17 protein-coding genes and 2 pseudogenes are annotated in these 23,243 nt (G+C 30.4%); 15 read left to right on the forward strand and 4 right to left on the reverse strand.

All coding sequences use genetic code 11. From position 1 onward, the window contains the following. Positions 1-40 precede the first annotated feature (40 nt). Positions 41-391, reverse strand: coding sequence for a hypothetical protein (locus RK01_RS11085; protein WP_016173370.1), 351 nt, complete (start codon positions 389-391; stop codon positions 41-43). Positions 392-761: 370 nt separating this feature from the next. Then, the gene (locus RK01_RS11090; protein WP_016173371.1) at positions 762-1,610 is read right to left on the reverse strand and encodes a helix-turn-helix domain-containing protein; all 849 of its coding nucleotides are present in this window, start codon (positions 1,608-1,610) and stop codon (positions 762-764) included. A 201-nt stretch (positions 1,611-1,811) separates the two neighbouring features. On the opposite strand from RK01_RS11090, the gene RK01_RS11095 reads away from it, so the two are divergent. The 7 genes from RK01_RS11095 (at position 1,812) to RK01_RS11135 (ending at position 9,791) form a co-directional block, all read left to right on the forward strand. Continuing rightward, positions 1,812-2,333, forward strand: a complete 522-nt coding sequence (locus RK01_RS11095) for a hypothetical protein (RefSeq protein ID WP_016173372.1) — start codon at positions 1,812-1,814, stop codon at positions 2,331-2,333. After that, positions 2,296-3,003, forward strand: a complete 708-nt coding sequence (locus RK01_RS11100; protein ID WP_016173373.1) for an ATP-binding cassette domain-containing protein — start codon at positions 2,296-2,298, stop codon at positions 3,001-3,003. The genes RK01_RS11095 and RK01_RS11100 overlap by 38 nt, the downstream gene beginning before the upstream one ends. After that, positions 2,996-3,919 carry a hypothetical protein gene (locus tag RK01_RS11105; RefSeq protein WP_244874965.1) on the forward strand — a complete coding sequence of 308 codons (924 nt, stop codon included), beginning with the start codon at positions 2,996-2,998 and terminating at the stop codon, positions 3,917-3,919. The genes RK01_RS11100 and RK01_RS11105 overlap by 8 nt, the downstream gene beginning before the upstream one ends. A gap of 274 nt (positions 3,920-4,193) precedes the next feature. Then, positions 4,194-4,406, forward strand: coding sequence for a hypothetical protein (locus RK01_RS11110; protein ID WP_016173375.1), 213 nt, complete (start codon positions 4,194-4,196; stop codon positions 4,404-4,406). A 1,444-nt stretch (positions 4,407-5,850) separates the two neighbouring features. Continuing rightward, complete coding sequence (locus tag RK01_RS11125) at positions 5,851-7,635, forward strand: retron Ec67 family RNA-directed DNA polymerase/endonuclease (RefSeq protein WP_016173377.1); 1,785 nt, start codon at positions 5,851-5,853, stop codon at positions 7,633-7,635. A gap of 303 nt (positions 7,636-7,938) precedes the next feature. Further along, positions 7,939-9,123, forward strand: coding sequence for a hypothetical protein (locus tag RK01_RS11130; protein WP_244874966.1), 1,185 nt, complete (start codon positions 7,939-7,941; stop codon positions 9,121-9,123). A gap of 68 nt (positions 9,124-9,191) precedes the next feature. Continuing rightward, entirely contained in the window at positions 9,192-9,791 is a 600-nt protein-coding gene (locus RK01_RS11135) for a super-infection exclusion protein B (RefSeq protein WP_016173379.1), read from the forward strand. A 390-nt stretch (positions 9,792-10,181) separates the two neighbouring features. Here the strand turns inward: RK01_RS11135 and RK01_RS11140 are convergent, their stop codons facing one another. Further along, positions 10,182-11,300 (reverse strand): RNA-directed DNA polymerase, encoded by a 1,119-nt coding sequence (locus tag RK01_RS11140; RefSeq protein ID WP_016173380.1) that lies wholly within the window; start codon positions 11,298-11,300, stop codon positions 10,182-10,184. A 283-nt stretch (positions 11,301-11,583) separates the two neighbouring features. Between RK01_RS11140 and RK01_RS11145 the strand changes: the two genes are divergently transcribed. Continuing rightward, the gene (locus RK01_RS11145; protein ID WP_244874967.1) at positions 11,584-13,599 is read left to right on the forward strand and encodes an RNA-directed DNA polymerase; all 2,016 of its coding nucleotides are present in this window, start codon (positions 11,584-11,586) and stop codon (positions 13,597-13,599) included. Positions 13,600-14,132: 533 nt separating this feature from the next. Next, a pseudogene (locus RK01_RS13560) lies at positions 14,133-14,609 on the forward strand (Tn3 family transposase); the annotation flags it as partial. 309 nt (positions 14,610-14,918) lie between these two features. On the opposite strand, the gene RK01_RS11150 reads toward RK01_RS13560, so the two are convergent. After that, positions 14,919-15,746: a helix-turn-helix domain-containing protein gene (locus tag RK01_RS11150; protein ID WP_016173382.1), complete on the reverse strand. Its 828-nt coding sequence runs from the start codon at positions 15,744-15,746 to the stop codon at positions 14,919-14,921. Positions 15,747-16,156: 410 nt separating this feature from the next. Here RK01_RS11150 and RK01_RS11155 point away from each other — a divergent pair, with 410 nt between their 5' ends. From RK01_RS11155 to RK01_RS11175, 6 genes and pseudogenes are all read left to right on the forward strand, one after another. After that, positions 16,157-18,031: a glycoside hydrolase family 3 protein gene (locus tag RK01_RS11155; RefSeq protein ID WP_016173383.1), complete on the forward strand. Its 1,875-nt coding sequence runs from the start codon at positions 16,157-16,159 to the stop codon at positions 18,029-18,031. Beyond that, positions 18,021-19,250: an extracellular solute-binding protein gene (locus tag RK01_RS11160; protein ID WP_016173384.1), complete on the forward strand. Its 1,230-nt coding sequence runs from the start codon at positions 18,021-18,023 to the stop codon at positions 19,248-19,250. The genes RK01_RS11155 and RK01_RS11160 overlap by 11 nt, the downstream gene beginning before the upstream one ends. A 64-nt stretch (positions 19,251-19,314) precedes the next feature. Beyond that, positions 19,315-20,601, forward strand: coding sequence for a carbohydrate ABC transporter permease (locus RK01_RS11165; protein WP_016173385.1), 1,287 nt, complete (start codon positions 19,315-19,317; stop codon positions 20,599-20,601). A 5-nt stretch (positions 20,602-20,606) separates the two neighbouring features. After that, entirely contained in the window at positions 20,607-21,437 is an 831-nt protein-coding gene (locus tag RK01_RS11170) for a sugar ABC transporter permease (protein ID WP_016173386.1), read from the forward strand. 252 nt (positions 21,438-21,689) lie between these two features. After that, positions 21,690-21,878, forward strand: a pseudogene (locus RK01_RS13565) (transposase); the annotation flags it as partial. A 197-nt stretch (positions 21,879-22,075) separates the two neighbouring features. Continuing rightward, positions 22,076-23,152 carry a hypothetical protein gene (locus RK01_RS11175; protein WP_016173387.1) on the forward strand — a complete coding sequence of 359 codons (1,077 nt, stop codon included), beginning with the start codon at positions 22,076-22,078 and terminating at the stop codon, positions 23,150-23,152. Positions 23,153-23,243 lie beyond the last annotated feature (91 nt).

Consider the following 23,243-nt stretch of genomic DNA (forward strand, 5'->3'; position numbering starts at 1 on the left):
CGCCGTTTCGTCCTAACCACCCAACAAACCCATAGGAAAATTAGTTTTGCGTAGTGGGGCCTTGTTTTTTCGGAATCAAAGTTGCCGCATCTGCCGTGGCTGATAAACCATAGCTGACAAATTGACCGTTAGAGCGACCCCAAGGTGCAATCACTAAATTGGCAAATGTAACCATGGCTAAACCTTGTTGGGTAAGTTCTTCTGGAGTAATCACAGGAGTTTCAGATTTGACTTTGACACTGATTTTTTCGTATCGGAGTTTTGGTAGGATACATTCATAACTCCAACCTAAAAGTTCTCCGTCTTTTTGCCAGCGAGTAACATTGACGACTTGGTATTCTTTTTCGAGTTTTTCTTTTGGTAAGGTAAGATCGTTGATTTTAATTGGCATAATAGCCCTCCTTAGTTATATGTTGAAGGTTTTCATAGAATGTTGGTAGCTACCTTTCTTTTCTTCCTTCGTTAATAAAAACAATCTAAATTTGCTTTTTGATACTGATTTATTCATTTTTCATCAAAAACTTAGATAGCTATCTAGCTGATCTTCAACATTGATACAATTTGATAGGGCAATCTTTTGAAAAATATAAAAGAGACGTTTGAACGATTTCAGCTTTGTTATGCTGGTTCGTTCAAACGTCTTTTGTTTGAGTATTTGATAATTCTTGAAAAATTAGGGTTTTCGAAAAGCTCCATGAGTATTTTAGTATCAGGATATAGAATGATTCTCAATTTTTTTGTTAGTAGATAATTTCTGATAGTTAAGCAAAGCTAACAATTTCTTTTTCCAATTCGAGCACTAGATTGTCATGCCCAACTAAATTTAACAATAGCATGCCATTTTCAACTTGCTGCTTATCATTCGAACATATACCTAAACGAACTGTCGAAATTCCAATGAAATCTACTCTATTTAATTTTTTTGATAAGTTCAAGGCTTCTGTAAGAATTTCCTGACTTTCCAAGAAGTAATGATTCTGCATATAAATATAAGCAAGATTGATAAGTAAAGTAGTGTGCAATACATCAATATTTGTATAAAACTCATATTTTTGTAAAGCTTGTCTCAATTTGGGTACTAGCTCCAGGATCGTGGGGAATTCTAAATGATATAAGATTGCGTTTATCAATCGAATATCATCATAGGTCCAGATGTCTATTTTAGATAATCGATTCCAAACCAATGATACCAATTCCTTTGTTGTAGCGTCGATTTGATTAGGACAATCAGTTTCTAGTTTTGAGAGTGCAGACAGTACAAAATGAATTTCTCTAATTTTATTATCTTCTACTGTCTTTAGAAATTTTTCGCAACGAACTTGTAAATTCCTGACTTTCTTGATTTCAGTAGTAGAAACAATAGTGTAATACTCATTGATAATGTCGTTTCTGCTGCTATGTTGAAATTCATTACAAATATATTGAAATTCATCCCAAGAAACATTTACCTGATCAAGAAGATACTGCATTGATTCAAAACTTGTATTTTGATTGTCATTTTCAATACGTGACAATGTTGTCCTATTTATTTGATTGTGACAGACGTCCTTTTGAGACAGGCCTTTACCGGTTCGAATTGTTTTATATACTTTACCAAAATCCCATCTCATAATATTTCCTCCCTGATAATGTGTGCATCCATGCAACCAAATAATAAACTGGATAAATGCCATTGTAAAATAAATTTGTAAAAATAATTAGAGAGGAGAAAGGTAATGGGTTTATTAGAAGGTATCCAGCAATTAGTTCTTTGGCTTGTAGGTGCAAGTCTGGATAATTGATGTGGCATTTTATTAAAGGAGGAAAATTAAATGAAATTAAGTGGAAAGATGTTAATGGGATTAGTGATGTTGTCGGGAACTGTAATGGCTCCTCTATCGTCTCAAGCGGCTGAGAATGAAACACAAGAATGTGGAAAAACAATAGTTACTAGTAAAAATGTAGAAGTACCTCCAACTGAAATTCAAGATTTAATTACTAACTTTACTGAACAGAAAGAACAAAATATTGATCAAAAAATGCGAGCAGGTCGAACAGTAACTTTTAAACGTGGGTCCGCACTGATGTGGTCGAAAGATATAATTAGTTTTAATTACAGTGGAGGAAAAGTTACTAGTAGTAGTGGTCGACAAGAAGTGGGATGGATTTTTCCAAATATTGTTAGGAAAAATGGAATTACCCGTTATAGTACCTCTAGTTCGACACACAAATGGCGTGGAGAAAAAACTATTGGTGCTGGCGTAGTATCACCATGGGGAGACGTTACAATTTATAACTACGATTTTACTGACTATTATGGTGTCCATGGTAATGGCTCAAGTAGTTGGTATTGATACAGGGAGTAATGAACCTATGTTGAAATTGAGTGGTTTTTCGAAGAGCTTTGGAAACAAGGCTCTTTTTCAAAATGTTTACATGGATTTTTATCAAAATAGAATTTACTATATTTACGGAGAAAATGGAATTGGTAAAACTACATTGTTTCGATGTATTTTAGGGCAAGAAAAATTTGAAGGGGAAATTTATAAAGCAGACTCTAATCAATTCTGTATTTTTGACGATACGCCTTTTTTTTCAAATCTGACGGGGTTAGATAATATAATTTTCTTTACTAAAAATATGAAGATAAAACATCAGATTGAAAATTTAGATGTTCAATATCTAAATAATGAATTGCTATGTAAGTCAAAAGTAGCCACCTATTCCCTAGGAGAGCGGAAAATGTTAGCATTACTACTTGCAAGATTGTTAAACTCTAAGATTCTCTTGCTTGATGAAGTGCTAAATGGACTAGATCAAAGCAATCGTGTTGTCCTTTTTAAAACGATAGAATTCCTAAAAAAGCAGGGATCACTCATTATTATGAGTGGACATGAAAAATTGTATCTAGATATTTGTAATGAAAAGCTATGGGTGAAAAATAAGACTATAGAAGTGGTACCTGATAAAAAAGTTCGGAGTTTATTTGCTAACGTAAAAGAGGGTGATTTGTTTGTTGAGTGAATTACACTACCAATGGAAAGCTAGAGTTTATCTGATTTTTTTAGGAATTTCGATATTTTTAGTTGTAATGATGTATCTATCACAGAGAAACTTTTTAACTAGCAACTTGAGTAGTTTTTATCAAGCGATAGAAGATGCAAATGCAAACGGAGCAGATATTAAAGGTTTGCTAGAAGGTAGTTTTAAAATAGATCAACTGCAAAATATGGAAGTAATTAATAATCCACTAAAATACTATTTCATGTCCTATCAAGCTAGTTTAGTAGCAATGTTTCCGAAAAATGGAGTCAATCAACTATTATCATCGTCATTTTTTATCATTTTTCCGTGTATGAGTGGAGTTTATGGGGCTATTATCGCAAATGCTGAAGTAAAGTATGGAACACAAAAAGTTCATCGAACAATTATGTCGCAATGGCAAATCAATTGCTCTAAATTAATAGCCAGTGCAGTGTCTATTTTCAGTATATTATTTATTTCGATAATGGCTTTTATTATGATACAATTGTTGACTTCTTTAACCTTTCCGATGAAAGTTGATACTATTGTGAACCTGGATAATCTCAGAAAAATTTCCTATTTAAGTAATGCTTTATATCAGATTCTGTTTATTTTTGGAATTAGCTTACTTTATTTTATTGTTACTTTTTATTTAACTTTAGTGACAAAAAATATTTTGATAAGCATATTTGTGTTAAGCGCGTATAATTTATTTTTACCAATTTTAGGAAGATTCGATTTTAAGAATATCGTACTCAACATTTATCTAAAAGTTTTTAATACAAATGCATCTACTTTTAATATAGCTACTGGTAGTGTTATATCTCTTACATCGTGGATAGTAATTATTCCTTTTGTTTTGTTAGTGTTCTATATCCTTATTATGGAAGTAGTACTGCTTCGCAAAGAAAAATAAAAAATATGGAAAGATGGAATGGCATGTTGTTTTTTAAAAGAAATTTGCACATATTAATGCTAGTAATAACACTTGTTTGCTTCTTCATAGCCTATCAACTTATGTTTTCTGGAATAGCGATGATTCTCTTTGTTGGTATTCCAGCCGTACTAACAGGATGGTTATTTGCAAATAAAAATTGTGCATCTGACTAAAGAAATTTGACTAAAAAATCGGTATTGCACATGTTTCAATCATTTTTTATTCAATCTAAAAGAAAGCTGATGGAGGAGAGATGTTAGAGACAGCTTCTAATTTAATAATTATTCCAATTTTAGTATGTATGTTTGTAGCTATTGATAGAGATAAGTGGATATCATGGAATAAAAATAAACGAATTTTTTTCTTTATAAGTTGGTTAGTTATGGCCGCAATTTTAATAGGTAATAATCTTTATATCTTTGTTTTAGGATCAATTATTTTATTTTTCACTGAGTTCTACTTGTAATTAATTGTTTTGATTTTAAAAATATGTAGGGACTCTTTTTGTCTAGCTTAAATAAAAAACAGATGTTGTATTGCTTGGGCAAGAATATTGTTTGACGGCGTTGGTTATTATGAATGCCACATAATTTGTTAAACAGTAATTATGAAAAATTGGGTAAAGTTTTTTTGATTAACTCAAGGAGTGATGTTGTAGGTGACTATTTATTTAAATAGTGAACTTTAGGTATTCCAACTTGGGCAATTAGCGCGCTTCTAATCGGTATTGGATGAACTCACTTAAGAAAATGCCTTATCCAAAAAATGAGATACTAGCAAAAATAGTTGTAGGATTTTATTTTATGATGCAAAAGAATGCAGGTGCTGCAAAATATTCAACTAAATAACTAAAAGATGGTGACTTATTGATGCGTTTCTTAAGACTATTTCTAAAGGAACATCCTTTCTTTAGTTTTCTAATACTCTTGGGAATATCAAATATTATTGGGATAATAATTGCTAAGCTTCGAGATGAAAAAATAAGTAAAGCAGGTATTTATACTATAATTTTTACGAGTATCTTGGGATTTATCTTAGTATACAAATCAACTAAAAGTAATAAATAGGTGACTTGAAATATCTAGAATTCTCTTTATTGAATTTCTAGATATTTCTTTAATCCAAAAGTTACTTTGTTAGAAAATCGAGTTGAAATGCTAGATAACGAAATGAAAATTTTAGTAGAACCCTAGAGGTTTAAAGGAAATGAAGAAAAAATTTCTGAGGTAATGATTCAGTATACTGAATATAAAGATGATATTGAAGAATGAAAATTAAATATATTTGCTTAATTCGTTATTTAATTATTGAGAATAGAGAGTGATATGGGATATATGAGTAAAGAATTTAAAAATAAAGTTAAAAAAATTCTATCTGTCATGATTGTAAGTGGCATTATATTAGCAGGCTTCTCAATTTATTTAATTATAAAACGGAAGTATTTAATTGGAATATTGAGTGGGTTGTTTTCGATATGCTTTATTATTGGATGGATTTGTGTGTTAGGCGATTTAAGCCAGGATAACAAGTAGAAATAAGTAGTGAAGTATTTTTTCTAAAACATTAGCGTACTGCGGGTGTCTTTTTCAGATAGTAGCTAAATGTGAATACTAGAGATCACTTTTATTTCTGTTATCAGATTCTATATGTGATGGTGTATATTTTCAAACTTATAAAAACAGCATCTGAAGATAAACTGATAAATTGTTTAGAGAATTATCAGCTATTGACTTTTGATGGGGTCTCAAATAAAATTTTAATAGTGTGTGGCTAGATTTTGTACTTGTGTTTCGCAAGTTTTGACAAAATTGCTAGGGAGAATAGCCTTAGTAATCCGCAATTTATGATCCTTTTTCTACGCAGTGGGCCTAATGAGTAGCCACGCACGATTCTTTTTGTAGGAGGATACTATGGCTAGTTTCACTGATATTAAGACTCAAGATGATTTATTCAAATTATTGAATATTCCTAAAAAAAATATGACATATTTACTTTATAACAAGGAAGAAAAGGGTCCAGAGAATGCTTATCATACATTTAGCATACTCAAAAAAAATGGTGATAAGAGAGAAATAGATGCTCCTAATGATGAGTTGAAATTTGTGCAAAAACGTCTAGCTATTTTGTTATGGGCTAATCAAAAAAAATCATGGAGATTAAATAATACTAAACCTAATATTTCACATGGTTTTGAAGAAAGTAAAAGTATCATTACTAATGCTAAAATACATAGAAATAAAAAAATAGTGCTAAATTTAGATTTGGAAGATTTTTTTCCAAGTATTCATTTTGGCCGAGTGAAAGGCTTTTTTGAAAAGAATAAAAATTTTAAAGTTCCAAAGGAAGTTGCTCTAGTTATTGCTCGTTTAGTTTGTTATAAAGGAAGATTGCCCCAAGGAGCACCTACGTCACCAATAATTTCTAATTTAATATGTAGAATATTGGATTTTAGGCTTTTGAAGTTAGCTAAAAAATATAGATTAGACTATACAAGGTATGCGGATGATTTAACTTTTTCAACGAATAGTTCTTCGTTTGTTGATGAAGAACAGTTTTTTTTAGATAAACTTGAGAAAGAAATAATTCGTGCTGGATTCAAAATAAATGCTAAAAAAACTAGACTGCAGTTTAGTAATTCACGCCAAGAAGTTACTGGTCTAACTGTGAATAAAAAGCTGAATGTATCCAAAGAGTTTTATAAAAATACCCGAGCGATGGCCCATAAACTCTATACAACTGGAGAATTTCTGATAGATGGTGAGAGTGGCACTATAAATCAACTAGAAGGTAGATTTGCATTTATAAACCAATTAGATAAGTATAACAATGGTTTAGAGTATGAAATTTCGTTAAACAAAAATAATATAGAGTACCAAAAATTTCTTTTATCAACTATAAAAGTAGAAAATAATCATCAAATAATGTTACTAAATTTAAACTCAAGAGAAAAAGAATATCAAAAATTTTTGTACTACAAATATTTTTATGGTAATGAGATCCCCACCATAGTAACTGAAGGAAAAACAGATATAAGGTATTTAAAAGCAGCATTGAAAAAAATGTATAAGGATTATCCTATCCTAATTGAAAAGAATGGAAATGACTATAAATTTAAGGTGCATTTTTTGAAAAGAGTCAATAAAAAGGGAAATAAAGATATCTCTAGATTAAAGTATTTTTTTAATTTACCCATTGACGGTGCTGATGCTATGAAAAATTTGTATAATTTTTTTAGTGATAAGAACAATAAATTATACCCTAATTATCTTGAATATTTCAATTTTTTAAGTACAAGTAAACCTAGTAATCCAACGTTTTTCATTTTTGATAATGAACTTAATAATGATAAAAAACCATTGAGGGGATTTATTAATTACATTAACGAAAAGAAAAATATGCAATCATTAAAAGATAATGGATCATTAAGAGTTACAGAAAACTTATATGTATTAACAAATCAATTAATTGGCGAAGCCGAAGAAAACGAGATAGAGGATTTGTTTGATAAAAAAACGTTAGAACACAAAATTGGAGGAAAATCTTTTTCAAAGAAAAGCATATCTGAAAAGAATAATTTCTATGGAAAAGAGATTTTTTCGAAATATGTGCTAGATAATTTTGAAAATATAGATTTTGAAAATTTTCGCCCTATGTTAAATAATTTAAGTAGAATAATCTCCGATTATGGTAAATAAAAGTATATATAACATAGTAAATTTTGTATTCAACTGTAACCATCGTGGTTCAAATTGGTTTAACTATTGTCCACAGAAATCCTTTTTAATTGATTTTGATGTAATATGGATACTCCTAACTCCTTGATATAAAAGGAGTTTTATAGATTGAGAGTCTAAAAAATACGCTTGCTTCTTCTTTGAAAATTAATATATAGGAAAAATGTTAAGTAAAGAACGCTAGGGTATATAAATATTTTTACTGAGGTAAAAATAAAATTGGTTATTTTATTCGGCGTTTACAGTTATTCTAGTGTATTCATGATGGAAATTTTACCGAAAACACTGGTAAATATAGGAATCGAAGGGGAGTATATAATTATAGAACCTTTACAAAAAGTTTCGTTCATATTGCTTTCGCAAGAATCTGCTGAAGCAAAACAAATTATTCATCAATTAGTTAATTCAAGATTCAAACAGCAGGAGGAACTTAGCATTTCTATAATACCATTCTTATCCTCGGTCTGTGATGGCTGGTTATCATTCTTTCAATCACAAAATATAGACATGGAACTTTCTTTTATTGAAAATATTTCTTTCGATAAACTTGTAAAGTCAACACGAGTCAGTTATAAATTATATTCGGATAAAAAGCAAAATAAAATTAATAATAAGCTTCAAGATGATGGATTGAAAAGGCTATATTTATTAAAAACGGAATACAATTTTATACAAAGAAAATTTGTTGAGTTATTTGGGCAGAGAGATTTAGGCGTATTTACATTGGATGGTATTCCTTATGGAAATACAAGTCAACTTAGTATCTATTTAGAAAAAATAATAGATTTTAATTCTGCGACATCATTAACTAATTTACAAAAGAATTCAGCTCTTTTTTTGACTAAGTACTCTGAATGTATAGCATCATTGATTAATTGTGTGGTGACTCCGTCCTTTCAAAGTGGTATCGATAAAAAGAAGACCTTAATTTTAGAATTAAATAGACTTAGTCATCATGATTATTTTTTTTATGACGAACAAAGAAAAAATCTATTGGGTGGTTGTTTACCTACAAATACTCAATTATTTTTATTCAATATACTTTGTCAAAATAATTTTGTAAATAAGGTGCTACCTATTGTTTTTCAGACGTCCGGAGCATTGTATTTCAGATCAAAATTACAAACTTACCTTGTTAGTGTTAATTGCTTATCTTTAATACTAAAAAGGTATTCATACAATATTAATAAAAATCAAATTAGTAATATAAAAAATATAATTGAAGAAAAGGAGAGAATCTTCACTTTTGAAAACAAGTTGAGAAATAATATATTTCACTACGACATTCAGGATGTTCCAATATCTATATTTAATGATTCGCTTCATTATTTTGAAGAAATGCTAGAATATTGTACTATGATAGATTTTAATTCTTTGATATCAATAATAGATCAGTCGTTCTTAATGATTGATCAGATCATTAGAGATTTGATTAAATATGAACTTTGATGTAATGGAATAATTTATATTAAAAATAGTATTTAGGGTATAGTGAGATCAGGGGGATTGATTTGAGAGTGAACTTAAATATCGTAGATATATTGAATCTACCAATTAAAATATTATCAGCACTGTCCTTATCAAGTGGTTTAATGCTTCTCTTACCAATTGAATTTCTAAAAAAACTTCATCTAACATTTTTTGTTAATAAATACGGATTCATAATTGGATTAGTTTTCATTGTGTCGTCAGCTATTTTAACTGTTACTTTAATTATCCAAATATTTAACTTCTTATTGAAAAAAAAGAATATAAAACAATTTTATAAAACTGCTGAAAAACGACTAAGAAAGTTAAGTCCATATGAGATATGTATTGTATTAAGTTTATTTGAAAATGAAAATTATACGAATTTGTTACCTATCAATGATGGAGCTGTAAGAAAAATTGAAAGTGAAATGATTATAGGAAAAGCAACTAATCAATATATGGTATCCAACTTAAATACTGCTAAATTTCCGTATTTATTACAACCTTGGGTAGTTGATGAATTGAAAGAAAAGGAGGCTCTTTTAGCTTATTTTGAAAGTACTGCTGAAGAATTTTTAAAAGTTGACGAAAATAAACAATTAATTTATGACGCACTTATTAAAAAAGCGGATTATTTTTGGGAATGAGTTAGCTTATCAATACTAATTATATGCTTTAAAAGATTTTTTTTACTGGCTATCTTATTAAATGCAAAATATTCATTCGATTTCTCAATATGCTAGAAACGATAGTATTCTATTGTCGAAAGAATAAGACAATATACTGGCGAGTATTTTTTGACCATACTTTTGACCTTCTCAATCAAAATTTACTGGGGTGTATTAGATTTTTTAATTTGTCAATAATCCCATATCTAAGCTGTTTTCTGACTATCAGGTACCACCAGAAAGCAATCCAGCTCTCAATACCGTTTCAAGTAGCCTTTATCACTACTCGAAACGGTATTTGTCTACGGTCTGAAACATCTATCTAGTATAGATAGATGTTTTTTTACATAAAGAATATTATATGGTTGGTTATTTATAAATAGAAAAGAATATTCTACTTATATTATTGCTTGCCGTGTTTAAATTGAGTCGATTCTTTATTATTCTGAATTGATTTTTTGTTAATCTCGTGTAATCATATCGTCTACCAAGAATTTCTAGGGGTGTGTTCTTATAAGAAATAAGGCTAAGTAATGTTGAGCATTGGTAGGAAGAAAATTTACAAGAAAAAATCAGTCCTTTTATTATATTGAGTAAATCAAGCATTTGGGATTTATCGTTAATAAATCTATAAGTAAAGCCTAGACCAAATTGCATGTTTTTCCCATATTTATCTATTGATGTGACTCCATAAATTATGTTCATTATTTTATAGTACAGAATCCAAAATTGTTTTTTTGATCTAGAACTTTGTTTATAATTATAGAAATCCCGTTTAATTTTATTAATCAGTTTCTTGAATTTACAGTCAGAGATATTGATTAATAATTTACCTTTATCTGAAGTAAAGTGGTATCCAAGATAGTTGAAATTTAGTTCTTCATTATTTTTGAAAACTGAAAATTCGGTTTTTGTTTCGTTTAATAATAAAAAATGAGTTTTAAATACTTCTCTTAAAATGTTTAAATCGGTTTCTGAGGTTATTCTATTATTGTTATAATTGATTATTATTATGTCATCTACATATCTAAAATAGAAAATTGGATTGAAAGCTGTACGTATATCTTGATCAAAATTTTCTAAGTAGACTTCAGAAAGCGCGTTTGAAAATGGTAATCCCAAGGGGATTCCAGAAACAGAACTTGAAAAAAACATTGGTTTCAAGATATCTATCGTGGAGAGGGATAACATGTTTCCTTGCGATATTTTTTTGTATAAAGAATGCTTATTAACGGAAGGAAAGAAATTTTTAATATCCGAACGAACAATTCTAAGGTCTATTCTGGGAAGCAAATAAGACTCATGATTTCCATGAGTCAAGGTTTCAATAAGCTGTTTTATAATTTGTTCTCTACTGGATAATCTAATACCATATTTTTTTTCTATTTCTCTTTTAATATCAAGAAATATTTGTTTTTCAATTTTTGTTGGATTATAAAAAATTCGTTGCCCAGCATTAATCTTATTCAATTTCGGAATAGATTTCACTTAAAAACTCCTTTTTTTACTAGACTCCTTCTCCTCACTCCTTTACTTGAGTGAGGAGTAAATGCTCGATTAAAGCATTTGGATACAAATTAATTGAGTAACCATCAAGTGTGTATTCCGTCCTACAATTTAAGTAGCTAATCTTGTTAACTGCTTATCAAGGTGGGAATTATAGTTCTCATTGAGAACTACAAGGAGGCTAGTGTATAATATGAAACATATTATACTCGAATTTTATTATAAAATTGCCTATGTTTCAACTAAAGTATTAAAGGAGGATATCGTGAAAAAAAATTTGTTTTTGAGAACGGATGTCTTAGCTGAAGAAATCCCAATTCTTTTTTCTAATAAAGCTGTGTATATGAATTTCACTAAAAAAAGAATGCAGCAGCATCGGGACAACTGCAAATTGTTAGAATCTATAACGGTGCCTCTTTTTTTTCATATACCTAAATCTGCGAATGAAAAAAGAAAAATAGGCCTTCTGCATCCAATTGCACAAATTCAAACATTCGATTACATGCTCAAATATGAACAATTAATTTTATCTTTCTGTGAAAATTCCCCATATAGTGTTAGATCTCCTATGAAGAGAAATCGCCCTAAAATTAAAGATATTGAGCTTAGAAAAAAAGAAATAGCTAAGATTGAAGAAGAATATAGTTTTAATGAACAGTTATCCGTAACAAGTGAAGAAGATCAAATTTTATTTTACAATTTCTTTTCCTATAGAAAATATAAAAAGATTACTGATTTGTATAATTCACCTAGATTTAATAGAGATAAATATAAATATAACTTTTTTTTAAAACTAGATATACAGAGGTGTTTTCCCAGTATTTATACACATTCTTTAGCATGGGCGATATTTGGAGATAAGTCTTTAGCCAAAAAATATATAGGTATCGATAATTCTTTTCCAAATGCAAGTGATAAAATATCTCAAAAAATTAACTTTAATGAAACTCATGGCTTAGTTGTAGGTCCAGAATTTTCTCGTGTAATAGCTGAATTACTTTTTACGCGAATTGATATTGATTTAGAAATTTTTGCAAAAAAAAATGGCTTGCAAAATAAAAGGGAGTATTCATTATATCGATTTATTGACGACTATTTTATATTTGCAACAAAAAAGGAGCATATCGAGTTATTACAGTCGTTCTTGCGTAGCGAATTAGAAAAGTATAATTTGACTTTAAATATTGGAAAAACTGAATTGCAAGAGAAACCCTTTGAGATATATGACGCTTCGATAATTGGTTTGAAGAGAGCAATTAAGGAATTTGAATTTGATAAGTTATTATCTGCAGTAAAAAAACATATTGAAGTTGAGGACTATAAAGGTGAAAAGAATCAATGGAATGATCTTTTTTTTAAGATAGAAAGTTTGATTGCAATGTATCCTAATTCTAAAAGTAGAACAATTAATTACTTTCTAAAAACCATTCGAGGTGCAATATTTTACGATGGAAAGTATGAACACCGATACGTAATTTCTAATATTTTAGAAATTATAACTAATATATTTACTTTAGATATAAACTACAAAAGCACTAACTATCTAATTGCAATATTTGCCAAATTATTAGGCCAAATTAAGAATTTGAATCGTGAATGGGAGTTAAGTAGAAAAGAACTTTCTTTGGAAAAAAATATTAATGAAGATGTTGAAAGAAAAATAAATGAGCTAGACAAACAAATGAAGTCTTTAAAATATATAGAAGAAAAAATGTTCCAACACTTATTTCTTGTTTTAAAAAACAATATTGGAAAAATTGAAGATATGTACGAAATTTTTATACTTATGAAACTCCTAAACAAAAAACTGTCACCTAGTTTTTTGTGTAAAATATTATCGGAAAAAAAAGACTCATATTTTGTTTGTTGTAGTATTGCTTATTACATTTTAGAAGATGATTTGTCTGGTTTGGATACTAGGTATATAACCGTGGCGAATAAACTAAAATCAGTTACAGATGAAAAAATATATCATTATTTAGAGAAGGGAGCAAAGTTTCCAATCCTTGAAGGAGAATACTTTTATTTTTTAAATGATTTTTCTAAGTATCCCGGATTTAGAATTAGTCTGAGAAAAAAGTACGAAAAACGTTTAAAAATAGAGTACAAAAAGACTATTTTAGATGGTAGTGGAAATATAAAGGACAATGACCTTTATATTTGGGAAGACATTACTAGGTACTCATATTATGATTGGAATACGAAGACTGAAACATTTGTCAGGAAAATAGCTAAGAAAAGTTCTAATATGTCTAGGATAGATAGTTCAAGTGATTATTGAATTGCTTCACTGCATCAAGCAAATACTACTTAAAAAATTTTAACGTGGAAGTATTTGATTATATGATACTTATCCATTTTACATCAAGAAATGCTGTAAAATGCTTTTCCTTACTCTGCTCAATATTCTACGTATATGTATTTGATAGTATCGGCTCGCAAGTAATTAATTGACACCATTGCTTTTAAATAATCTGAAATTCAATTAAATTTTTTGTGTTTCAATCTCTTGGAATCATTGCTATTAAAGCATTATGAAGCTGTTTGAAAAAATGATTGGGCTAACCAGGTCTTAAAAAAGCACGTAAAGCTTCACAATTCTCTAAGCGTTAATCAATTCCTTATATTGTCAGGCTCAACTGCTACTTTCTGGTGTCAGTTGGTGTTAATCGCGATAAATCGTTTAACATTTCTAAAGCATCAACATCCTGCTGGTGCTTTAGAGCATAGAAAAATACCGTTTCAAGTAGCGATGAAGGCTACTTGAAACGGTATTTTTTTTAAGGAACCTATGTATTTACTACTTTTCAACCGATTGATGAGGAAACTTGTATTCAACAAAAAGATATTTTACTGGAACAACTATATCTTCCTTCTTCAGCAAATGAAATGACTTTATGGATGAAGAATGATTTGGAACTGTCCCATAAAGAGCGGCTAAATCGTTGGCCTACTTCTAAAATGGCCAGAATAGAAAATACAGATTACCTGATTATTTCTAGACTCAAAAGGACATACGAAAAAAAGGAAGATAAATCTTTTATACGTCGCATTCAACAGTTACTTCCTAAAATCGATCTGTCAGATTTGTCATTGGAAGTAAATCAACAGATAAATCTTACTAGATCATTTAACCACTTAAGTGACAAGGACACCAAAATGGAAGATCTGGATATCAGTTTATTAGCAGTTCTTTTATCAGAGTCCTGCAATATTAGTTTTTCCCCGGTTTTGAAAGAAAGATTTGACTCTTTAAAGTATGATCGACTTGTCTATGTCAATCTTCATTATAAAGGTTCGGTTTTTACATGCTACCGCACCATTTCGCACGGCTGTTCCAGCGAAGCACTTTGAATAGAAAAAAGAAAAACATGATAGTGGCGTTAAATCAACGTTTCTCGTGTTTTTCTTTTTGTGCTACCGCACTATTCGTTTCTGTGTTCCATGTACCCTAATATCTTGTAGCTGTTTTTTTGTCTGTATAATAAAAAGCTCCTTTAATAGATTATGGTGAACAACTTGTCCGTATTTCTAGTATAGAAGCCAAATATGTCTATTCAGAAACCTTTGCAACAGAACGCCTTAGACCATCTTAGAAACCTATTCTACTTCACAGGAAATAGACCTATTTTGGATACTATATTGTTTAGGGGAGATATGATAATACTTTTTAAATGCACGATAAAATGTTCGTTCCGAGGAAAATCCCACTTTCATGGCAATCTCTGAAATAGTTAAATTATCAGCTAGTAACAGAGTAGCATGACTGCACCGAAGTTGACTGATATATTCATTTATTGAACACCCAAAATTTTTATTGAAAATTCGAGAAAATTGACTAGGGCTATAACCAAATATTTTAGATAGTTGTTGAAGAGTGTATGGATTCATATAATTTCTCTGAAAATACGAGATAATTTGATATGTCAATTTTATATTTTTAGATTGAGTAATTTCCTCTATTGGAAGATTCTTTAACAATAGTCCTAAAAAAGCATACGCATAACCATGCATAATTATTTGTGTCTGATTAGATTGAGATTCATCATATTTTTTATATTGCTTACTCATTGCTATAAAAAGAGGCTTAATATCTTTTAATAGTTTTTCTTTTTGAATGATTATGCTTTTAAATTTTTTGTTAACAAAATACTTCTTGATAGAAGATATTTTTTCAATGGGGATAACTAAGAAATAGGCTCGTGAGAATTCAGGAGTTGAAAAATTATGAATACTGAAGCTAGGAATGCATATTAAAGTATCAGAAGAAATACTATATTTTTTACCATCGATAGCAATATCTAAAATCCCGGCGGTTACATATACAAATTCTAGCGTTTGATGATAGTGGGCAAAATAGGCATCATTTTTCTTTTCCCAACAAAGAATATTAGATTGATCTCTAGAATTTTCGTAGACTGCTTTCATAATATTAATTCCTCCAATTAGCAATAATTGACGTAAAAAGTACAATAAATGGCAACTTACACAGATTATAAGCGGATACAATCTCAATGTAAACATTTTTAATTGATACTATTACAAAATTAGAGAGCGTGGATGTATTTTGGTAAATATTAAAGATAGGAACTTATTAGTTGTATCTAATCGTTGGAGGACCTTTTAGCAATAGTTGACATAAAAAGTACAATAAATGGCAACTTGCACAGATTATAAGCGGATACAATCTCAATGTGAACATTTTTAATTGATACTATACAATATTAGAGAGAGAGTGTGGATGCATTTTGGTAAATGTTAAAGATAGGAACTTATTAGTTGGATCTAATCGTTGGGAGACATTTTCCATTGACGGGACGAGCGAAGGAAAGATAGTAATGTCAGACGGCCCGCATGGGTTAAGAAAGACAATTGACTCACAAAATGGAAAAGAATTGGAAACCTATCGAGCAATTTGTTTCCCAACTTTATCATGCGTTGCTAATTCATGGAATTCGGAACTTTTATCTAAATTCGGACAAGCCATGGCAGCTGAATTTGATTTACGAGGAAGTGATGTGATTTTAGGACCCGGTGTTAATATTAAAAGATGTCCATTAAATGGTCGGAATTTTGAATATTTTAGTGAAGATCCAATTCTGACCGCGACATTAGCTAAAAGTTTTATTCAAGGAGCACAAGGCTGTGGTGTAGGTACTGTCTTAAAACATTTTGCCTGTAATAACCAAGAATTCGATAGACACTTTTCTAATAGTATTGTAGATGAACGAACGCTTAGGGAAATTTATCTACGAGCTTTTGAAATTATTGTAAAAGAAACACAACCCTGGATGGTCATGTCTGCATACAACAAGGTTAATGGAGTATCTTGTTTTGAAAACAAGTTTCTATTAGATGAAATTTTACGAAAAGAATGGGGATATACTGGCGTCGTTATTTCAGACTGGGACTCTGTAAAAAATCGGATTAAATCATTAGAAGCTACATTAGACTTAGAAATGCCTTATCGATATGAAGGACTCAAAGAAGTCCAAAAAGTTTCATCAGAAGAAAGTCTTCAAGCATCTGTAGATAGAATAAAAAATTTAATTATCAAGAAAAATTCACAAAAGTCGTTACGAAAAAAAGCTATGTTCAATCAAGCAGATAGAATTAAATTATGTCAAGAAATGGCAGAGGAATCAATTGTTCTTTTAAAAAATGATCATATCTTACCACTGGAACAAGGGCAATCCGTCCTTGTAATTGGCGAAGCTGCAGAAAACCCATTTATCCAAGGTGGAGGTAGTGCACGTGTTAATCCTATTTTTGTAGATTCAATATATCATGAAATAAAAAAACAATGTCCAAATACAGAATTCTGCCAAGGTTATGTGGTACACAATGAAGGGTTTGGCGGTGTCGAAGCTCATAATCTAGCAGATTTAACCAAGAAATTAGAAACCGTAAACACAGGAATCATTTTTGTAGGAAATACTTATGGTACAGAATCTGAAAACTTTGACAGAGACTCGCTAAAACTAAGTAAAGTTATGGAAGAACTAATCCTTACTTGTACAAAAGTCAACAAAAATATTGTAGTTGTTCTACAATCTGGTTCAACTTTAGATATTTCAAAATGGGAGTCTGAGGTAAAAGGGATCATTCATATGGGCTATGCTGGAATAAAAGGTGGTACCGCAATAGCTAACATACTTTTGGGCAAAATTTCGCCATCAGGAAGATTAGCCGAATCTTATTATACTAATCTCAATGATGTTCCCTCGATTAATAATTTTGGCGTGGGTCCCGATGTTGAATACGCAGAAAAACTGATGGTTGGATATCGAGGATATACAACACTTGGTAGTGATGTACTATACCCATTTGGATACGGTCTAACCTATACAGAATTTGAGTATGTTGACTATTCAATAAAAAAAAGTAACAAAAATTTAGAGATTAATGTAGTTGTAAAAAATATCGGCTCTCATGATGCGAAAGAAACTATACAAGTCTATGCTCGGCCTATCGTGTCAGATGATGAATGGCAGAGACCAATCAGAGAATTAAAAGGTTTTTGCAAAAAAAATATTCTTAGTAAAAATAAGCAAACCTTTACGATTAATATCCCACTGGAATATTTTAAATACTTTTCATTGACGAATAATAGATGGCAACTTTCAGATATGTATGAAATAGAAATTGGTCCCAATGTAAGAACTATAAAATTCAAGGAACTAATCAAAGGAGTGTACACAAATGAAACATAAATTTCTAGGCTTATTAACCTTTTTTACATTACTTAGTAGTTTACTATTAACAGGATGTAATAATGAAAATAAAAATTCTGAAAATACTAATACGTTATCAGTAAGTGTGAGTGCAGAATATATGGATTATATTAAAGACATTCAAAAGGATTTCGAAAAAAAATATAATGTTAATGTAACGGTTATTGAAAAGGATATGGCTGATCAAATTGCTGCTTTACCATTAGATGGACCTGCGGGAAAAGGACCAGATGTTTTTATAGGTGGTGTTGAAAATTTAGGCCATGGGGGACATTTACTAGAATTAAATAAAATTCATACAACAGAATTTAAGGAAAATCAATGGGATATTGATACGATTGACGAAAAAATTTATGGTGTTCCATTAACAACGGAAGCTTTAGTGATGTTTTATAATAAAGATTTAGTGCAGCAAGCTCCAAAAACATTTAAAGATTTGGAAAATATTGCTAATGATAGGCGTTTCATATCTAAATATGAGGATGGAAAAACGACGGGATTCTTAGTAAATTGGAGTGATTTTTATTGTAGTGCGGGATTATTAGCTGGCTATGGCGGTTATGTCTTTGGAGATGACAACACTAATACTGATGACATAGGCATTAATAATAAAGGTTCTATTGAGGGTATTGAGTATGCAATGGATTGGTACAACAAGTGGCCATCCGGTATGTTAGATAATAAGACAGCAGGGAATTTTCTTAATCAAGCATTTATTGACAAGAATACTGCAGTTGTGATTAATGGACCTTGGGCTGTTAATGATTATAAGGATGCAGGTATTAATTTAGGAATCGCGCCAATCCCAAAATTAAATAACGGGAAAGAATATAAACCGTTTATTTCAGGTAAAAACTGGGTAGTTTCAGCTTATACTAAAGTTCCTGATTTAGCTAAAAGCTGGGTCGAGTATGCAACAAATGAAGAAAACGCATATAAATTATACAAAGTAAATGGTGAAGCCCCAGCTAACCAAAATGCCCTACAAAAAGTTATTGATGAGGGAGATTTGGTGGTTGATTCGATTGATCATGAACAAGAAGTTGGGGTTCCAATACCTACTATTAGAGAAATGACAGAAGTCTATCCAATCTGTGAATCATTAATGTACGATGCAGTCAAAGAAAATAATGCAAAAAAAGCAGCTGATGGCGTGGTTAATTCACTAAAAGATATCATAAAACAAAAGTACCAGTAGCTTACTTTTTGTGTTGGGAAAAATTTCCCAACACTTTTGCTTTATAAATAGATAAGGAGAGTGTATGATGACTAAAGTTTTAAAGCTTGCGGGAAGGATGTTAGTTCCGGGAATAGGTCAAATATATAATGGTCAAAAAATAAAAGGACTCTTTTTTTTAGGAATATTTTTGGTATTTTTAGGAGAAATATTTTTTTGGGGATCGGATTTTTTGAATAATATTATTACACTAGGAAAAGTTCCTATTAAAGATAATTCTTTATTTTATTTGGTTGAAGGTACTATTCAAATACTAATTATAGTAGTGTTTCTATTTTTTTGGATAATTTCAATGATTGATGTTCGAAATGTTAAAAAAAAGAAAGAACAGGGAGAAAAAATTAACAGAACTATCAAAGAACATTGGATTACAGTAAGTAAACAAGGCTTCCCTTATTTATTGACAATTCCAGCCTACATTTTTATGTTGATATCAATTGTATTCCCAGTTCTAGTATCTATTTTAATTTCATTTACTAACTACGATTTTGAACATACCCCTCCTGCTCAATTATTAAATTGGGTAGGTTTAGATAATTTTTCAACTATTGTTACTAATGAGTTAATTAGAAACACCTTTTTTAAAGTATTGGAGTGGACACTGATTTGGACATTTACTGCAACAACCTTACAAATAGTCATAGGTATTACTTTGGCTGTAATATTGAATAAGGAAGGTTTGAAATTCAAGAGAATATTCGGCGTGATTTTCTTATTACCCTGGGCTGTACCAGCCTTTATCACGATTATGAGCTTCTCAAATATTTTTAGTGATTCCGCAGGTGCTATCAATACTCAAGTTATTCCGCTTATTAATACTATTTTCCCGTTTTTCGATCTTACCTCTATTCCTTGGAAAACTGATCCTTTTTGGACAAAAGTAGCCATTGTACTAGTACAAGGCTGGATTGGCTTTCCTTACATTTATATCATGGTTTCAGGGATACTTCAGTCTATTCCTAAGGATTTATATGAAGCTGCTACTGTAGATGGAGCTACCTCTTTCCAGCGATTCAGAAGTATTACCTTACCATCAATATTGCTGATTGCTGCGCCAACCTTCATAACACAATATGTAGGAAACTTTAATAATTTTTCTACTATTTATTTGTTTAATAATGGTGGCCCTGGCTCAGTAGGCGTAGGTGCTGGAGAGACGGATATTTTAATTTCTTGGATTTATAAGTTAGTAACGGGGAATTCTCCACAATACTCGTTTGCCGCAGCTATAACTTTAGTTATTTCATTTTTTATTATTGCGAGTTCTTTATTGGTCTTTAAGCGCACAAAAGCATTTAAATTGGAGGATTAATTAATATGAAGAAAATTCTGAAAAAAAGTAATTTTTTTACGTATTTTATTCTAATATTTGCATCAATAATCATTATTTTTCCACTGCTTATCACAATAATTTCTGCATTTACGGTAGGAAATGTTGTTGCATTTAAGTTGGAGTTCCATAATCAATGGACATTGAGTAATTTTACTCGTCTATTTTCAGAAAGCATGTACGGACAATGGTATGTTAATACTTTAATTATTGCAGTTGGTACAATGGTATTCCAAGTAATTACGGTAACTTTATCTGGATATGTATACAGTAGATATTCCTTCATTGGTAAAAAACAAAGCTTAATTTTCTTCCTTATAGTTCAAATGATTCCAACGATGTCAGCCTTAACCGCCTTTTATGTTATGGGATTATTAGCGAATGGTCTAGATCAATATTGGTTTCTAACATTAATCTATATAGGTGGTGGAATACCTATGAATACTTGGTTAATGAAAGGATATTTTGATACCATACCAATCAGTTTAGATGAATCAGCTAAATTAGATGGAGCAGGTAGCTTTAGAATTTTTGCTCAAATAGTAGCCCCATTGGTCAAACCAATGATAGCTGTACAGGCTCTTTGGGCATTTATGACACCTTTTGGAGATTATATGCTCTCCAAATTTCTGTTAAGAAGTCCTGATAGGACGACCGTTGCTGTCGGTTTGCAAACGTTTATCAATGATACGAGAAATCAACGAGTAACTTTGTTTGCAGCTGGAGCAATACTAGTTGCTTTACCAATTGCTGCATTATTTTTTTACCTACAAAAATATTTTGTAGCAGGACTGTCTAACGGTGGTGTGAAGGGCTAAAAGTGTGGTTGTGTTGCAAAGTTTCTCTAGTATCTAATTTACGCTACAATCCTTAATTTGACACTTAATGAAGCGAAACGGGTGCCAAAACATTGTAATATCAATGTTTTGGCACCTTTATTAATGATTTTAGTCCGTTTTGGTCGCAAAGCGAGAAAGCCGCGCACTTATAGGCGTGGACGAAGTAGCTTTAGCGTTAAAAGACTCCTTTCGATATATTGATAAGTGGCTATTGACCGTTTATCGTATCATTTGATACATGAACAATATATAAATTTAAAGTATAAATATGGCAATAAGAGATTCTGGTCAAGAGGCTACTATGTCAGTACCGTGGGATTGAACCAGAAAACAATCGAAAAATATATACGCGAACAGGAAGCAGATGATCAAATTAGGGATAGTATTAGCAAAAGAGAATATGTAGATCGGTTTAAATAATTTTAGAAAATTAGGAGCGAGTGATAAGCGGACTATTAGAGGCCCTGACATCAGTATCATGGAATCCCTGATATTGATAATGAACAATCACTTTCTGATGTAGGAAAAGATATGCAGGATATTTTGATAAGACATCTTGATGTGATGAATGAAGTATATCCCAATCCACATTTGGAAAAATAAAAGAGGTACTTTATATGATCGAAGAACTCGGAAAAATTCAAAATGAATATTTATTGCTATTAAAGAATATTTTAGGAGAAATTAAAAAAGAAAGTTTGATAGATTCACTCGATTTAATCCAAATGTTCTGGATCAAAAATCGAAATATTATATTAATGGCAAGCGATCATCTGTTTAAGTATCATGATACTTTCTTTCTAACAGCGGCTACTATTTTTGATGTCAATGATTCTGATCAAAATATTTTTCTCGTGAATAGCGATTATCTGATTTTTGATGATCCTATTCCGAGTTATTTGACTTTTATTGCAACCAAAGATGTTCTAAAAGAACTTTTTAGTAATTACTTAGCAAAATTAGAGGAGGTTATTAAAGAAACAATACAAGATGAAATAGTATTGTTAGAAGAAAAAAGAGAGTTTTTCTTTGTGTTACCACTAAGATACTATAAGTCAAATATTGATACGGATTTTGATTCGATTAAAGTAACAAAAAGAGTCGTTCAAACTTTTTTTAGCGAAACAATTACAGAGGCGGTATTGGAGAAGCATCAAAATATAGAAAAAATTATTGATCATGATGCGATTTCAACAATAGTGCTTTTTGATGGTGACAATCCAAATGAATCAATTAATAATAGGGTCAATAATTATATAGAGATAAATGAAGATATACTGCCTAAAAATTTTAGTAACATTCAGACGTTATATTTTGCACTAATTGGTGATTTTCAACAAGCCTTTAATGTTTTGGAAGCATCGTTATATTTTAATGTTATTCCTTTTTTCAGATCATTTGCTCCCTATAATAATTATTATATACTTGCACAAACTTTAGAGCACAATAATGATAATCTTGATGAGAAAAGAAGAATTCAGAATTATGTAAATAAAAGTTTTCTGGGATATTTGTTATATCATGAGTACTACAAAAGGAATATAGATGTTAGTTTATCTGACTTAAAACAAAAGGCAAAAAATATTGACTTGAAAAGACGAATGCGTAGCATAGAACCTAATGAAGGAGATTTGGTGAGGGTAGAACTTTATGCTGATGAAATAAACAGAATCATTGATGAACTTATTAAGTAAATGTCTTAAGGAAGGTAATTATATTTTCGATTAATTAGCTCGCATATTTTTGTTTAACAAATTGACACCATTGCTTTCAAATAATTTGAAA

Origin of the sequence: Enterococcus dispar ATCC 51266, assembly GCF_000406945.1 — a bacterium.
GTDB classification, from domain to species: domain Bacteria; phylum Bacillota; class Bacilli; order Lactobacillales; family Enterococcaceae; genus Enterococcus_C; species Enterococcus_C dispar.

Bases quoted from the DNA above. Each gene is read 5' to 3' on its own strand.
- RK01_RS11085 (WP_016173370.1), bottom strand. From the start codon at position 391: ATGCCAATTAAAATCAACGATCTTACCTTACCAAAAGAAAAACTCGAA.
- RK01_RS11090 (WP_016173371.1), bottom strand. From the start codon at position 1,610: ATGAGATGGGATTTTGGTAAAGTATATAAAACAATTCGAACCGGTAAA.
- RK01_RS11095 (WP_016173372.1), top strand. From the start codon at position 1,812: ATGAAATTAAGTGGAAAGATGTTAATGGGATTAGTGATGTTGTCGGGA.
- RK01_RS11100 (WP_016173373.1), top strand. From the start codon at position 2,296: ATGGTGTCCATGGTAATGGCTCAAGTAGTTGGTATTGATACAGGGAGT.
- RK01_RS11110 (WP_016173375.1), top strand. From the start codon at position 4,194: ATGTTAGAGACAGCTTCTAATTTAATAATTATTCCAATTTTAGTATGT.
- RK01_RS11125 (WP_016173377.1), top strand. From the start codon at position 5,851: ATGGCTAGTTTCACTGATATTAAGACTCAAGATGATTTATTCAAATTA.
- RK01_RS11130 (WP_244874966.1), top strand. From the start codon at position 7,939: ATGGAAATTTTACCGAAAACACTGGTAAATATAGGAATCGAAGGGGAG.
- RK01_RS11150 (WP_016173382.1), bottom strand. From the start codon at position 15,746: ATGAAAGCAGTCTACGAAAATTCTAGAGATCAATCTAATATTCTTTGT.
- RK01_RS11155 (WP_016173383.1), top strand. From the start codon at position 16,157: ATGTCAGACGGCCCGCATGGGTTAAGAAAGACAATTGACTCACAAAAT.
- RK01_RS11160 (WP_016173384.1), top strand. From the start codon at position 18,021: ATGAAACATAAATTTCTAGGCTTATTAACCTTTTTTACATTACTTAGT.
- RK01_RS11165 (WP_016173385.1), top strand. From the start codon at position 19,315: ATGATGACTAAAGTTTTAAAGCTTGCGGGAAGGATGTTAGTTCCGGGA.
- RK01_RS11170 (WP_016173386.1), top strand. From the start codon at position 20,607: ATGAAGAAAATTCTGAAAAAAAGTAATTTTTTTACGTATTTTATTCTA.
- RK01_RS11175 (WP_016173387.1), top strand. From the start codon at position 22,076: ATGATCGAAGAACTCGGAAAAATTCAAAATGAATATTTATTGCTATTA.